This window comes from Pseudofrankia coriaricola (genome assembly GCF_001854805.1).
Classification (GTDB): Bacteria; Actinomycetota; Actinomycetes; order Frankiales; family Frankiaceae; genus Pseudofrankia.
This window is the reverse complement of the sequence record NZ_MBLO01000213.1, coordinates 1-14,217: the sequence shown is the minus strand read 5'-3', so window position 1 is coordinate 14,217 and position 14,217 is coordinate 1. Positions and strand designations below refer to the sequence as shown.

Genomic DNA, 14,217 nt, shown 5'->3' with positions numbered 1-14,217 from the left:
CGCGGCCGGGTAGCCGCCACCTGGCGTGCCGGCTGGCCGGCCGCGCGGGTCGCCGCCGACGCGCACGGACCCCGAGGTCCCTCCCGGGCCGGCGAGGCCTGGGGTGCCTGGCTGGCCGGCGAGATTCGGGGTCGCTCCCGGATCCGCGATCGGGTCCCTACCGGAGCGGCCAGGCCCGGGGTCCCTGCCGGACTGGCGAAGCCCGGGGTCCCTGCCGGATTGGCGAAGCCGATCTGGGAGGTCTGCCGGGAGGTCTGCTGGAAGGTCGGCGATCCGAGAGGTCTGCCAGGAGGTCTGAGACGGCCCCAGCTGGAAGGGACCGCTCGCCGGGCGGGGACCGGGTACCGCCGCGGCCGCGCCGCTGGCCGATGCTTCCCCTTGACCAGGCCGCGCCGACCAGGGCGATGACGACGGCGCGGACGGCGATGTCGGCGACGGTACGGCGGCCGGCGGCGGGGGCGGGGGCGCGGCGGTCGATGACTGGTAGGGAGTCGCGGTCGGCGACGGCCTCGGTGGAAGGTATGGCGCCGGGGCGGCCCGCGCGCCGTAGTCCGGCCCGCCGTAGTCCGGCCCGCCGTAGTCCGGCTGGCCATAGTCCAGCCGGCCATAGTCCGGCGCTCCGTAGCCCAGCGCTTCAGGATGAGCCGGGCCTGGCTGATGGCCGGTGGCCGGCTGGGGGCCTTGGCTCGCCGCCACCGGCGGTGGGACGGCGGCGGGTGTGTCCGGTCCGACGTCGATTGCCGTGACGGACAGCCCCGTGTCCCTGCTGCCGTAGGAGCCGTTCCAGGGGGAGTCGACCGCGAACGGGTCGAGGTCCGCGCGCGGTTCGATGGGCGAGGGCGTCCCGCTCCAAGCGGCGCCGGGCTGCGCGGCGGGGGCCGGATGGCTTGCCGCGCGCGGATTCCACTCGGACGTCGCCGCGCCCGTGGCGTCGGGCGTCGCGGCCGGGCTGGTGTGGGAGGACGGCTCGGGCGTGTTGACCCGCTCGACCGCGAAGAAGTCGTCGCGGCTCGCGGTCACCGGTACGACGGGGACGGCAGGCTGTTGCGCCCGTGGAACCCATTGATGGGACGCGGCATCCCAGGCCCAGACACCGTCATCGCTCAGCAAGCGGCCGTGGTCGTCGGTGGGCAACCCCTGCCCCCCTGCTCAGTGCCACGACGCGTCTAGCGGCCGTGGAGCGCGGATGTCGTATCTCTCGAAGGCGGGAACGTCACGAGTCCCGGCGAAGCCGACTAAAGGTCATTAACCAGTATGACCTGCCCCGTCCAGCGCCCGAACCCGGACCCACCGGGCGCCCCGCATCCCACCACCGCACGCTGGGAACATCCCGACCGATACCGGACGGAGCGCTCCCGTGCGGGGTCCTCATGACCTGACCGGCCACCTCCACCGCCCAGGCGAGCCTGATCAAGGTTGCCCCGCTGTCTACACCGGCCCGGTAACCAGATCGGTCGGGCGGAGTGTCCGACGGCTGAGGCGTTCCGCGCCCCAGCCCTACTTGAGCTTTTCGCAGGCCTGACGAATATCCTTGATCACACGCTGGGCCGCGGCCGACTGGACGTCGGCGTTCAGTCGCAGGAAATCGTCCTGGCTGTAGCCAGCCTCGAGCTTGTCCAGGGTGCAGTTGCAGTAGTTCGTCATCCCGTTGTTGCCCCCGACGCAGGTGTCGAGGTAGGTCTTGCGGACCGAGTCGTCGTACTTGCGGCCGGCCGTGGTGGACGTGCCGCTGTCCCCCTTGGGTGAGCTGTCGCCACCGCCGGTCACCTTCAGAAGCAGGATGACAGCGACCAGCACCACGACCAGCGCCGCCGCGCCGAAAACGAGAGTCCGGCCACGGCCCGTCTTCAGCTTCCCGGCGAGGCCACCGCGGTTCTCCTGGCCGACCTCGTCGTCGTCCTCGTCATCCTCATCGTCGAGAATGTCCTCATCGCGGGCGGAGCCGAGCCGCCCACCGGTCAGGCCCCGCAGCCGGTCGCGCGCGCCCCGCCAGGCGGGGCCGTCCGCTGGGTCGACGTCCTCGTCGTGGTCGTCGTCATCGAGCAGACCGGGTGCGTCGCGGTCCAGGTCGCGGGCGCGGCCTCGGTCGAGCGTGCGTCCCTCGGGGGGAGAGGCTGCGCGCGGGCCGGTGCCGACGCCGGTCTTGGCGGGCGACGCCGCGACAAACCGGCCCGAACCTCCCGAACTGGCGTCGCTGAGCCGGGAAGAACCTCGAGCGCCGGTGCGTGCCGGATCCTCCGGCAACGGATCGGTCATGCCCTGCCGGCCGACCACGGGAATGGTCGGTCGGTTCATCGCCTCGGTGCCGGGGCTGTCGAGCGGCCCGGTCAGTGCCGCGCCACCGCGGCTCGCGCTGGGGCCCGTGCCCGGGCCGCCTCGGCTTGCCCCCGGACCGGTACCAGGCCCGCTTCGCCCGGGGCCGCCCCGGCTCGTGTCGCGCGACCAGCTGCCGGTACTGGACCCGGTGCCGAGCGGGTCGGCACGGCCGAAGGGTCCCGTCAACGGGTCGGCGCGGTCGTAGCCGCGACCTGTGCCGGTGGCGAGCGGGTCGGGCCGGTCATAAGGCCCGGTGCCCAACGGGTCCCGGGCCGGCCAGGCACGGGACTGGCCGGTCGAGCCCACGCCGCCACCCACTGAGCCGGGGGAAGGCGGCCCGCCCGGCTCGTGGTCAGCGGGAGATCCGCCGCGTGCCGGCGTCCCGCCTCTGGCCGGGGCCGGGCCGCCGCGCCACTCGGTGCCAGCGTCCAGCGGGTGGCTGTCGGCCGCGAAGCCGCCAGTTCGGCCCGGCTGGGGGTAGGGGCCGGTGACGGGAGACCAGGTCGCCTCCCGGTCCCTGCCGGTGCGCTCCTCGGCGCCGAACAGGGGGAAGCTGCCAGTTCTCGGCTCGTTGTAGGCCTGCTGGCCCGCTCCCGGCCGTCCGCCGTAGCCGCCCGCGTCCGCCTGCGTGGCCGGTCGCTGGCCGGGGTCGGCGGAGCCATAGGCGCCGGTCACGCCAGTGGCGCCGCCCGGGCGGGCCGCGGGGTTGACCGCTCCGGAGGCCGCCGCACCGCCTGGCGCGCGGGACGTGGGCTGCCAGGTCTGGGCGCTCTCGTCCCACACGTAGGCGCCGTCGTCGCTGACCCAGCGGCCGTGCTCGTCGAGGCGCATTTGTGATCCTTCGGAGTGGAGACGGACCCTCCAAGGGTGCCACGAAGGGTGCGAGTCCAGCGCTGGGGGGCTTCCCTTTAGCCGATGGGCGGGGAGGCGAGCATGATCTCGGCCTTCTGGAACTCCTTTAGGGTGGCATAGCCGGTCGTGGCCATGGCGGCCCGCAACGCGCCGGCCAGGCTGACCCCGCCGACGGCTCCGGGCGGGTCCGCCCCGACCAGGATCTGCTCGACCGTGCCAGCCCGCTCCACCGGCTCCCACCGGCCGCGAGGCAGGTCGGAATGCAGGATGTCCATCGACCACAGGCCACCCTGCCCTGGGGCGTCGGCGGCGGCGGCGAGCGCGCCGTCGATCATCACCGCGTCGGCGCCGCAGGCCACGGCCTTCGCGATGTCCCCGCCGGTGCGCAGATCGCCGTGCGCGATGACATGGACGTACCGGCCGCCGGACTCGTCGAGGTACCGCATCCGGGCCCCGGCGGCGTCGGCGATCGCCGTCGCGAGCCCCACGCCGATTCCGAGCTCCGCGCGGTTCGCGTCGCCACCGCCGGTGCCGACGCCGACGATGACGCCCGCCGCACCGGTGCGCATGAGGTGCAGCGCGGTGGAGAACGACGCGCAGCCACCGACCAGTACCGGGATGTCGATGTCGCCGATGAAGCGCTTGAGGTTCAGGGGCTCGGTTCGCGTCGACTGGTGCTCGGCCGAGACGGCCGGGCCGTGGATGACCAACAGGTCCACCTGGGCGGCGAGGATGTCACCGAACAGCGCCCGGACCTTCTGAGGCCGCAGTGCGGCCGCCGTGACCAGCCCGGCGTCGCGCACCTGCCCGAGCCGCTTGGCAATCAGCTCTGGGTGGATCGGCGCCTGGTAGAGCTCGCGCAGCCGGCGGGTAGCGGCCTCTGCCGGGAGTTCCGCCAGTTCGGCGACCAGGGGCAGCGGATCTTCGTGCCGGGTCCAGAGTCCTTCCACGTGCAGAATCCCGAGGCCACCAAGCTTGCCCATGGTGATCGCGGTGTCCGGCGAGCTGACAGCGTCGGCGGCCGCCGCGACGATGGGCAGGTCGAAGTGGTAGGCGTCCACCTGCCAGGCCAGTGAGACGTCCGCTGGGTCCCTGGTCCGCCGCGACGGGACAATGCCGACCGCCGCGAGGTCGTACCCCACCCGCGCGCTCTTACCGATGCCGATCTCAACCTCAGCCAACGCTGGCTCTCTTTCTGGTTCGCTCCGTCCGGGCTGTTTCTCTGGTTCGCTCCGTCCGGGCACAGCCCTCCGGCAGCCTGCTCGCCTGGGGGCTCGCAGGCTACCTCCGGGCTGTGTCCTCCTGCGCTCACGTGCCCTGCGGCGACCTCGCTGCGGCCCAGCCCACGTCGCTGCGCTCGTGGGCCGGGCCTCCGCGAGGCGCGCCTCCGGGCCAGCGTGGTCACCCACCGCCGCGCCTCACCAAACCGAAACAGCGGGGACCGTGGGACCACCTCGCTTCGCTCGTGGTGGGCTTCGCAGAAGCAACTAGAACGTGTAAAGCAACCACAACGGGTGACGGCGCCTTTAGCGCTGCACCAACGCAACCACGTCCCAGGTCGGCGCCACTCCACCACAGCCATACACCTGTATCCGGAACCAGGCCCGGAGGACGCTCAGCGTCCGACCGGCGGGTGGCGCGTCCAGCGCCCGCCCGCCTTACCTGCCCGTGTAGTTCGGCGCCTCTACGGTCATCTGGATGTCGTGTGGGTGGCTCTCGATCAGCCCGGCGGTCGTGATCCGAACGAGCTGGCCGTGCTCCTGCAGGTCGAGGACTGTCTGCGCGCCGGCGTAACCCATTCCGGCGCGCAGCCCGCCGACCAGCTGGTGGGCGACGGCGGCGAGTGACCCCCGGTAGGGCACCTGGCCCTCGATACCTTCGGGGACCAGCTTGTCGTCGGAGAGAACGTCGTCCTGGAAGTAGCGGTCCTTCGAGTAGGAACGCGCGCCGCCGCGGCTGCGCATCGCTCCGAGCGAGCCCATGCCGCGGTAGGACTTGTACTGCTTGCCGTTGATGAAGATCAGCTCGCCAGGGCTCTCGTCGACACCGGCGAGCAGGCTGCCGAGCATGACGGTGTCCGCGCCGACGGCGATCGCCTTGGAGATGTCGCCGGAGTGCTGCAGGCCGCCGTCGCCGATCACCGGCACACCCACCCGCCGGGCCGCCCGCGCAGCCTCGTAGATGGCGGTGATCTGCGGCACGCCGACGCCGGCCACGACCCGGGTGGTGCAGATCGAGCCCGGCCCGACGCCGACCTTGACGGCGTCGGCGCCGGCGGCGATCAGCGCCGCCGCGCCGGCGGCCGTGGCCACGTTCCCGCCGATCACGTCCAGCGGGCGGCCGTCCGGACCGGTGGGCATCTCCGTCTTGATCCGCCGGACCATCTCGGGGACGGCCCGCTGATGCCCGTGCGCGGTGTCGACGACCAGGAAGTCCACCCCGGCGGCGACCAGCAGCTGGGCCCGCTTGAACGCGTCCTCGCCGACGCCGACCGCGGCGCCGACGACGAGACGGCCGTCCGCGTCCTTGGTCGCCAGCGGGTAGCGCTCCCGCTTGGTGAAGTCCTTGACGGTGATCAGGCCCCGCAGCCGGTCCCTGTCGTCGACGATCGGCAGCTTCTCGATCTTGTGCCGACGCAGCAGGTCCAGGGCCTCGTCGGCGCTCACGCCGACCGGCGCGGTGATCAGCGGCATCGGTGTCATCACCGCCCTGACCGAGCGGGAGTAGTCACGCTCGAATCGGATGTCGCGGTTGGTGACGATGCCGAGCAGTGTTCCGTCCTCGGCGGTCACGGGCACGCCCGAGATCCGGTAGCGGGCCATAAGCGCGTTCGCCTCTTCGATGGAGGCGTCCGGGCCGCAGGTGATCGGGGCGGTGATCATGCCGGATTCCGAGCGCTTGACCATGTCGACCTGCTGCGCCTGGTCCTCGATCGAGAGGTTGCGGTGCAGCACGCCGACGCCGCCCTGGCGGGCCATCGCGATCGCCATCCGGTGCTCGGTCACCGTGTCCATCGCGGAGGAGACCAGTGGGATCGCCAGCCGGATGTTGCGTGACAGCCGGGTAGAGGTGTCGACCTCGGCCGGCACGACGTCGGATGCCGCGGGCAGCAGCAGGACGTCGTCATAGGTGAGGCCGAGCATGGCGAGCTTCGGCGCCGGGATGCCCACGGCCTCGCCGTCGAGCTGTACGGCGAACATCGAGTCCGCGACGGCGGGCGGGAGCGAGTCCCGGGCCGTGTCCGGCGCGGTCGAGGCCGAGGCCGCGATCGGGGTCGGGGTGGCGACGGGAACGTCCATGGCACCTTCCGTTCTGGTTGCGCCGACCAGCGGCGGGGAGCCGACCCCGCATAGACATCATGGCCCCCGGCGGGGCCCTCCACGCCAGGTAGGCAGGCAAGACCACAGGGTTCCATTCGGCACACCCAGTGCCTGCTGGGGATACGGCGTTACCCGGCGGCAACAACATGGGGAACATCACCCATGCCGGCCGCTGGCGTCGTCCCCCCTGGCCATCACTCACGGTGACGGCCCTCGGGATCACGCCTCCGATGCCTCGGAGGCCTCGCAGACGCCGTCCGCGTAGCCACGGGCGTAGTCCCAGGAGACGTAGCAGCTCGGGTCGGGGGCGAACGCCGGCTCATGTACCCGGGTTCGCCCCTCGTTGAGAAGCTGGCGCAGGTTCCCGGTCAGCAGGTCCCAGTCGAAGAAGTGCGGCTCCGCGCAGCCTTCACAGTCCACCACCAGGCCGCGGTAGCCGCGCGGCTCCAGCAGCGTCCTGAACACGTCCAGATCCCCGAGCTCGGCGAGGACCTCTTCCCGCTCGTGCAGCGACAGTGGCTCGAGCAGGTCGACGTCCTCGACCGGGTCCAGCCGGGAGAGCTCGGACGCCGGGTCCTCCGGGTCGCCCGCGAACGGGTCGATGGGCTCGTCGCTCACCTCGCCCACGCTACGCCCAGATCTCTGGCTGGGTAGCGGCCGCGGGCGGCGTTGATCGGTAGGTGGCCGGGCGGTTCGCCCGTGGATGCGCCCTGATCTGGGAAAACTCCCTCCCGGCTCGCCGATTGGGCAGGTCGGAGGGGGGTAGCGACAGGACCGTTGCTCTCGGGGGCCGTTTTCTGGGCTTGGTGACGCCAGGACGGGTTGTCGCCCGCGGGTCTGGCCGCCCCTCGAGCGCGGTGCGCGGCCGTGGCCGCGCGCGGCGCGCGGCATCACCGGGGGGTGAATTTCCAAGATCGATTGAAGGGGTGAGCCGGCCTACGGTGTGCGGGCGGCGCGGGTCGCCGCCCGGGGCGAGCGCGTACCCGCGTGTGCCTTCGGCTCGTCGCAAGGGGGGGCTCAGGCCGATGACCGACGTCCGACGTCTACCAGGTCCCGGCGCGGAAAAGTGGGAGTGGCAGCTGCATGGCGCCTGCCGGGGTGAGAGTACCGAACTGTTCTTCCATCCCGAGGGAGAACGCGGCCCGGCGCGGGCCGCCCGCGAGGCGGCGGCGAAGGCCGTCTGTTCCCGCTGCTGTGTCATCAAGGAGTGCGGCGAACACGCGCTGTCCGCGCGCGAGCCCTACGGAGTCTGGGGCGGAATGAGCGAATCGGAGCGTGAGGCGATCCTGACCGGCCGCACGCGCCGTCGGGGCTCCTCCCCGCTCGTCGAGGGGGTTCCTGCTCGATCCGGGGTTCCTGCCGGATTGGCGGAGCTTGCGGAGCCGATCGGGGAGGTCCGGGAGCCGGTCCGGGAGGTCGGAGATCGAGGGGGTCCGGGCACCCGCCAGACCCCTGTCCCAGCCGGCTCCACCGCGGGCTCGATGGCCCACCAGACGCCGAGTGTCGCCTGAGGCCGGCTGACGCCGTTGCGCCGCTCGGCTCAGCCACAGGAGGTGACGGCGCATTGGCGCAGTGCCAACTTGGCTCCGTCCTCGGCCCGGCATCGGGTGGACCACGGCCATGTGCCTGTATCGGGCACTACGCAGGGGAGGACCCTCGGTGTCCGAACAGGAGGTGACGGCGCATTGGCGCAGTGCCAACTTGGCTCCGTCCTCGGCCCGGCATCAGGTGGACCGCAGCCATGCGCCTGTATCCGGCGCCACGCAGGGGAGGACGCTCAGCGTCCGACACGAGGCGAGCGCGCCCAGCGCCTCGCCTCGACAGACGGGCAGTGGTGTCAGATGCTGACATCGCCCGCGCGGAGGGCGGGTCACCCGCGACGGGTGCCGGCGGCAGGTAGGCGCCGTGAGCATGGCGACGGGAAACCGGAGCGGTTATGCTCCCGGCCTTTGCTCGGCGGGCATGCCGCCGCTCACGGGCTGTGGGAGGCCAGGCCCGTCGCCGGGGACGACGAGGAAGAGGCCCGTACCGGACCGACCGCACGAGAGCACGCCAAGACGGATCCGGGCAGAGCGGGTCCGGCCAGGCGACGAAGGCCAGGGCAACGAAGGAGCCCGACCGGTGGGACCGGTCGGGCTCCTTCGTCCGTGCGAGGGCTAGAAGCCGGGGCCGTGGCTGTGCCCGTGCCCATGACCGTGCCCGTGACCGCCGCCGGCGGCGACCGGCTCGGCCGGCTTCTCCACGACCAGCGCCTCCGTGGTCAGCAGCAGCGCCGTGATCGACGCCGCGTTGGCCACGGCCGAGCGGGTGACCTTGACCGGGTCGATGACGCCGTCCGCGAGCAGGTCGCCGTAGGTCTTCGTCGCCGCGTTGAAGCCGTGGTTGACCGGCAGTTCGGCGACCTTGAAGACGACGACCGGGCCGTCCAGACCGGCGTTGCGCGCGATCCAGTAAAGCGGAGCGGACAGCGCGGACCGCACCAGGTTGACCCCGGAGCGCTCGTCGCCGGTCCTGCCCAGGCCACCGTCGAGCACCGAGGAGGCGTGTACCAGGGCGGAACCGCCACCGGCGACCACACCCTCGTCGATCGCGGCCCTGGTGGCCGAGACCGCGTCCTCCAAGCGGTGCTTCTTCTCCTTGAGCTCGACCTCGGTGGCCGCGCCGACCCGGATGACCGCGACGCCGCCGGCGAGCTTCGCCAGCCGCTCCTGCAGCTTCTCCTTGTCCCAGTCGGAGTCGCTGGCCTCGATCTCCTGGCGGATCTGCTTGACCCGCGCGGCGACCGACTCGCTGTCGCCCGCGCCGTCGACCAGGGTGGTGCTGTCCTTGTCGATGACGGCCCGGCGGATGCGGCCCAGGTCCTCCAGCGTCACCGCCTCCAGCTTCAGGCCGACCTCCTCGGCGACGACCTGGCCGCCGGTGAGCACGGCCACGTCCTGCAGCATCGCCTTGCGGCGGTCGCCGAAGCCGGGCGCCTTGACGGCGACGACCTGGAAGGTCTTGCGCACCGAGTTGACGACCAGGGTCGACAGCGCCTCGCCCTCGATGTCCTCGGCGATGATCAGCAGCGGCTTGCGGGACTGCACCACCAGCTCGAGCACAGGGAGCAGGTCGTTCAGGGCGCCGATCTTGCCGGGGTGCAGCAGGACGTAGGCGTCCTCAAGGACCGCCTCCATCCGCTCCGGGTCGGTGACGAAGTACGGGGAGATGTAGCCCTTGTCGAACTGCATCCCCTCGGTGAGCTCGAGCTCCAGACCCATGGTCTGGCTCTCCTCGATGGTGATGACACCATCCTTGCCGATCTTGTCGATCGCCTCGGCGATCAGTTCGCCCACCTGGGTGTCCTGCGCCGAGATGGCGGCGACCTGCGCGATCGTCTCCTTGGAGCTGACCTCGATCGCCGAGTCGAGCAGCGCCTTCGAGACGGCCTCGACGGCCGCTTCGATGCCGACCTTCAGTGACACCGGCGCCGCACCGGCGGTGACCTCCTTGAGGCCCTGGCGGACCATGGCCTGCGCCAGCACCGTCGCCGTCGTCGTACCGTCGCCGGCGACGTCGTTGGTCTTGGTCGCGACCTCCTTGACGAGCTGCGCGCCAAGGTTCTGGTGGGGGTCGTTGAGCTCCACCTCGCGGGCGATCGTCACGCCGTCGTTGGTGATCGTGGGCGCGCCGTAGGACTTGTCGAGGACGACGTTGCGACCGCGCGGGCCGATCGTCACCTTGACCGCGTCGGCCAGGGTGTTCACCCCGTGCTCGAGTGCGTGGCGCGCGTCCTCGCGAAAACTGAGGATCTTGCTCATGTGATTGGGGGTCCTCCCGCTGCCGTTACCGGCACAACGTCGAGGGGGTGTGCCGGAGCGGTGTCACTGTGTCTTCCCGTCGCGCCGGCCACAGGCCGGCACGGGGGTTCCAGGGGGTCGCCCCCCTGGGCAGACATAGCGCGGGAGCCCGGGAGGCGGCCGAAGGCCGCCGAACAGGACCGTCCCGATCGCGGGCACACCCCCCACTCGACTACTTCTCGATGACCGCGAGCACGTCGCGGGCGGAGAGGACCAGGTACTCCTCGCCGGCGTACTTGACCTCGGTGCCGCCGTACTTGCTGTAGAGCACCACGTCGCCGACCTTCACGTCGAGCGGGACGCGCTTGCCATCCTCGAACCGGCCGGGGCCGACCGCGAGGACGGTGCCCTCCTGCGGCTTCTCCTTGGCCGTGTCCGGGATGACGATGCCCGAGGCGGTGGTCGTCTCCGCGTCCGACGGCTGGACCACGATGCGGTCCTCGAGTGGCTTGATGGCAACCTTGGTGGCGGTCGTCACGATCGACCTCCCCTTCCTGCGCTGGATGAGAGAGCGACCCTGGCGGCCTGCCGTCGCGGGTGAACAGGCGCCTCTGTCGCTTATCGTTGGCACTCTCACGTGCCGAGTGCCAACTTAGCATCAGTGTCGAACTCGTCAACCGACCCGGTCACATCTGTGGCCGTCCCGTGACGGACGCTTCGCGCCCGCCACCGGGCGCGGCCTGTCGGGGCGAGGCGCTGGGCGCGCTCGCCCCGTGTCGGGCGCTGGGCGCCCTCCCCGCGTGGTTCCGGGCCCTGGCATATGACGGTGGTAGGGCTGGGACCGGGCTGGCGAGGTAGCTGGGTTGCCGATGCGCCGTCACCGGCTGCGGCCGGGTTACGCGCATTGCTCGCCAGAACGACCTCACCCAACAGGACCGGTTGGCGCCGGCGCTGGGGCGCTGTCGCGAGCTGTGGCTGGGTCGCATGTGTTGCTCGCTTGGACGTCGTGCCCGCCGCAGGGCATGACCTCGAAACCCGGGGATGCCTGTTGGGCGGTGTCCTAGGAGTTCGCCGAGGGCTTTCGGGCCTGTGGTGCGGTCCGTTGGGTGGGTGGTTCGTATGGCCAGATGACCGGGCCGTCGAGCCGGGCGAGGGCGACGGCGATGCCGTGGGCGACGTCTCCGTTGAACGGGAGCGCGTGGTGGCCGAGGCCGGGGATCGTCACATTGCGCGTGGCGAGATCGGGATGGCTCAGCGCCGCCGACTCGGGGCGCACCACCGAGTCCTGGCCGCCGCCGATCGCGAGGAAGCGGGTGCGGCAGCCCGGCGCGGGCTGGGCGAGCTCCGTGAGCAGCGGCGAGCCGGGCCGCAGCGAGGCGATCAGCCGGTACGGGACGGCCCGGGGCACCAGGTGGGCGAGCCTCGTGCCCGCGTGCGGCGTGCCGAGCGTGACCAGCGTGTGGACCTGCTCGTCGCCCCGGAGCCGCTGCACGTAGTAGCGGGCCACCACCCCGCCGAGCGAGTGGGCCACGATGTGGACCTGCTGGTAGCCGGTCCTGGAAAGGACATCGCCCACGGCGGCCTCGAGCATGACGGCCGCCTGCGGGACACCGGTCGCGTACAGCGGAAGGTTGATCGTCTCGACGCGGCTGAACCCACGTCGGCGCAGTGTGCGCTGCAGCCGGGTGAAGATCGAGCGGTTGTCCACCAGCCCGTGCACCAGCAGGATCGGCATGCCGGCGGCGGCCGGGTGGCCGACCAGCAGGCCGCGCTGCAGCGGGCCGAGCCTGGCCAGGCTGTACCGGTCGGCCACGGGGGCGCGGCCCGCGCGGACGCCGGCCGGGTAGAAGGCGGCGTGTGTGGCGATGCTCGCCGCCTCGGTGACGAGGCCGCGCACGGCGGCTGGAGCCGCGCCGATGCGCCGCGTCAGCACCCGGCCGACGCCGAGCGGGGCCGTTGCCACGTCGCGGGTGTACCGGCCGGCGACCGTTCCGAGCTGGCGCAGCCACGGCCGGGTGCCCTCGCGGCCCTCTAGAGGGAGCTCGGTGTCCGGTCGCACGCCAGGCAGTCCGTTGGTGCCGGCCCCGCGAGGAGGCCAAGCCGGGAACAAATAATCATGATCCGTATGGCGAGTAGTCGGGGTGGGAGGGACCGTGACGTTACAGGTGGCCGGGTAGTGCTGTCGACCACTTCCTCTGCCGGGTGGACAGGCGAATGCCCTGGTCAAGGGGGGTGAGCCGGGCCAGCGTCGTGGCGACGCCGCGGACGATGGCGGCCGGGTCGCTCGAAGGGAGCACCTCGTCGGCGAAGCCCAGCCGCAGCAGGTCGGTGGGCCGCAGGCCACCGAGGCCCGCGGCCCGCTCGGCGGGGATGCGCAGCGTGGCGGCCGCTCCCTCCGGCGAGAGCGCGGTCAGATAGCTGTCCGGCGTCATCAGCACGGCGTCGGCGCAGGCCGCCGCGAGCGCTCCACCGGAGCCGCCCTCACCGACGACGACGGACACGGTCGGGCTCGGGCAGCGCAGTACCGCCTCCATGGCGGCGCCGATCGCCGCCGCGACGCCGCCCGCCTCGGCCGGCGGGCTCGGGTCGGCCCCCGGGGTGTCGACGAACAGGACCAGCGGCAGACCCAGCTTCCCAGCGAGCCGAGCCGCCCGCGCGAGCAGCCGGTAGCCGGCCGGGCCGGGAGCACCCCGCGGCTCGGCCGCGACCGCCACCCCGACGACACCCAGTGCCGCTGAGCGCCCCGGGGCGTCCGGTCCCGCGCCGTCCGGTACGCCGGGCGCCGGGGCGGCGGCGAGCAGGCCGAGCCGAGCCCGCACGGCGGGGTCACCGCCGGCCAGCTCGACCCCGCACACCGCCACCGCGTCGAGCGCCGCGCCGCCGCCCGCCCGGCCCGCCGCTCGGGCGGCGAGCACCTGGGCCCAGCCCAGCCCGCCGTCGGCGGCCTTGCTCCCATTTCCCGCGGCGACGCCGCCGCCCGTCGCCCGGATGTCCATCGCCGCGTGACCGTCCGAAGAGCCGGTGGCGGCGTCGCCGGCACGGGCGTCATCGCGCGCGGCGGGCGCGGTGGCGTCCACCGCGGGCTTGGCGGCCGCCGCGACGAGGGCGGCCGCGAGCCAGGCGCCCATGTCATCCGGTTCGACGACGGCGTCGACCAGCCCGGCCCGCCATGCGGCCTCGGCGGTGTGGCTGTCGGCGCCGGGCGGCGCGCCGGTGACGGCTTCGACGACCCGCGGGCCGGCGAAGCCGACCGTCGCCCCGGCCACCGCGCAGCGCAGGTCGGCCCTGGAGGCGATCGTCACCCACACGCCACCGGTGGTCGGGTGGTCGACCACGGCCACGTGGGTCACGCCGGCCTCGTCGAGCCCGGCGGCGGCGAGCGTCGCCCTCGGCAGCCCGACCAGTCCGGCTACCCCCTCCTGCAGGCGCGTGCCGCCGCTGCGCAGGAAGGACAGCAACGGCCGACGAGTGGTGGCGGCGTGCTCGGCCGCGGCGGCGAACGCGGCGGCGTCGACCTCGCCGAAGCTCCCGCCGTACACGCCAAATTCCCAGACCGCGACAACGCAGTCGACGCCGGCCACCGGGCCCTCGCCCCACCAGACCGCCTGGATACCGGCGTAGCCGGGCCAGCGCAGACGGTTCGGTGCCGGATCGCTGCGTGGCGATGGCGTTACGCTGGCGAGGAGCTTCGCGCGCCAGTCGGTGTGCGCGAACCGGGGCGGCACAGTGGCGTCGGCAGTGGCACCGGCGAGCTCCTGCCCGGGCGGGCGGGACGGGCCTGTCGGCGACGCGGCGTGATCGGGCATGTCCGCATCGTCGGACCCACCGAGGTGCTGTGTCGTCGCACGGAGCGGAATGTCACTGCGCGCACCATCCTGCGGTGCGCGATGTTCGCGCCGTCCCGTTCTGGGCCGGCCGCGGCCGGCCCAGAACAGCGGCCGGCCCAGAAC

At 72.7% G+C, this 14,217-nt stretch carries 9 protein-coding genes; 1 reads left to right on the top strand and 8 read right to left on the bottom strand.

What is annotated here, in order from left to right:
* Positions 1-1,497 precede the first annotated feature (1,497 nt).
* The 4 genes from BCD48_RS24255 to BCD48_RS24240 all read right to left on the bottom strand — a co-directional run bounded on the left by BCD48_RS24255 (position 1,498) and on the right by BCD48_RS24240 (position 7,115).
* Positions 1,498-3,147 carry a hypothetical protein gene (locus tag BCD48_RS24255; protein ID WP_071050682.1) on the bottom strand — a complete coding sequence of 550 codons (1,650 nt, stop codon included), beginning with the start codon at positions 3,145-3,147 and terminating at the stop codon, positions 1,498-1,500.
* Between the two features lie 77 nt (positions 3,148-3,224).
* Positions 3,225-4,349, bottom strand: coding sequence for a GuaB3 family IMP dehydrogenase-related protein (locus BCD48_RS24250; RefSeq protein WP_071050681.1), 1,125 nt, complete (start codon positions 4,347-4,349; stop codon positions 3,225-3,227).
* A gap of 477 nt (positions 4,350-4,826) precedes the next feature.
* Positions 4,827-6,467, bottom strand: coding sequence for an IMP dehydrogenase (gene guaB / locus BCD48_RS24245; protein ID WP_071050680.1), 1,641 nt, complete (start codon positions 6,465-6,467; stop codon positions 4,827-4,829).
* 240 nt (positions 6,468-6,707) lie between these two features.
* Positions 6,708-7,115: a DUF5319 domain-containing protein gene (locus BCD48_RS24240; RefSeq protein WP_116271645.1), complete on the bottom strand. Its 408-nt coding sequence runs from the start codon at positions 7,113-7,115 to the stop codon at positions 6,708-6,710.
* A 398-nt stretch (positions 7,116-7,513) separates the two neighbouring features.
* On the opposite strand from BCD48_RS24240, the gene BCD48_RS56835 reads away from it, so the two are divergent.
* Positions 7,514-7,999: a WhiB family transcriptional regulator gene (locus BCD48_RS56835; protein ID WP_083419120.1), complete on the top strand. Its 486-nt coding sequence runs from the start codon at positions 7,514-7,516 to the stop codon at positions 7,997-7,999.
* A gap of 645 nt (positions 8,000-8,644) precedes the next feature.
* Here the strand turns inward: BCD48_RS56835 and groL are convergent.
* The 4 genes from groL to BCD48_RS24220 all read right to left on the bottom strand — a co-directional run bounded on the left by groL (position 8,645) and on the right by BCD48_RS24220 (position 14,073).
* Positions 8,645-10,288, bottom strand: a complete 1,644-nt coding sequence (groL, locus tag BCD48_RS24235) for a chaperonin GroEL (protein ID WP_071050679.1) — start codon at positions 10,286-10,288, stop codon at positions 8,645-8,647.
* 211 nt (positions 10,289-10,499) lie between these two features.
* Positions 10,500-10,805: a co-chaperone GroES gene (groES, locus tag BCD48_RS24230; RefSeq protein ID WP_007517139.1), complete on the bottom strand. Its 306-nt coding sequence runs from the start codon at positions 10,803-10,805 to the stop codon at positions 10,500-10,502.
* A gap of 522 nt (positions 10,806-11,327) precedes the next feature.
* A complete protein-coding gene (locus BCD48_RS24225; protein ID WP_083419119.1) occupies positions 11,328-12,326 on the bottom strand; it encodes an alpha/beta fold hydrolase in 999 nt (332 codons plus the stop codon).
* A 100-nt stretch (positions 12,327-12,426) separates the two neighbouring features.
* Positions 12,427-14,073, bottom strand: coding sequence for a carboxyl transferase domain-containing protein (locus BCD48_RS24220; RefSeq protein WP_198543369.1), 1,647 nt, complete (start codon positions 14,071-14,073; stop codon positions 12,427-12,429).
* Positions 14,074-14,217 lie beyond the last annotated feature (144 nt).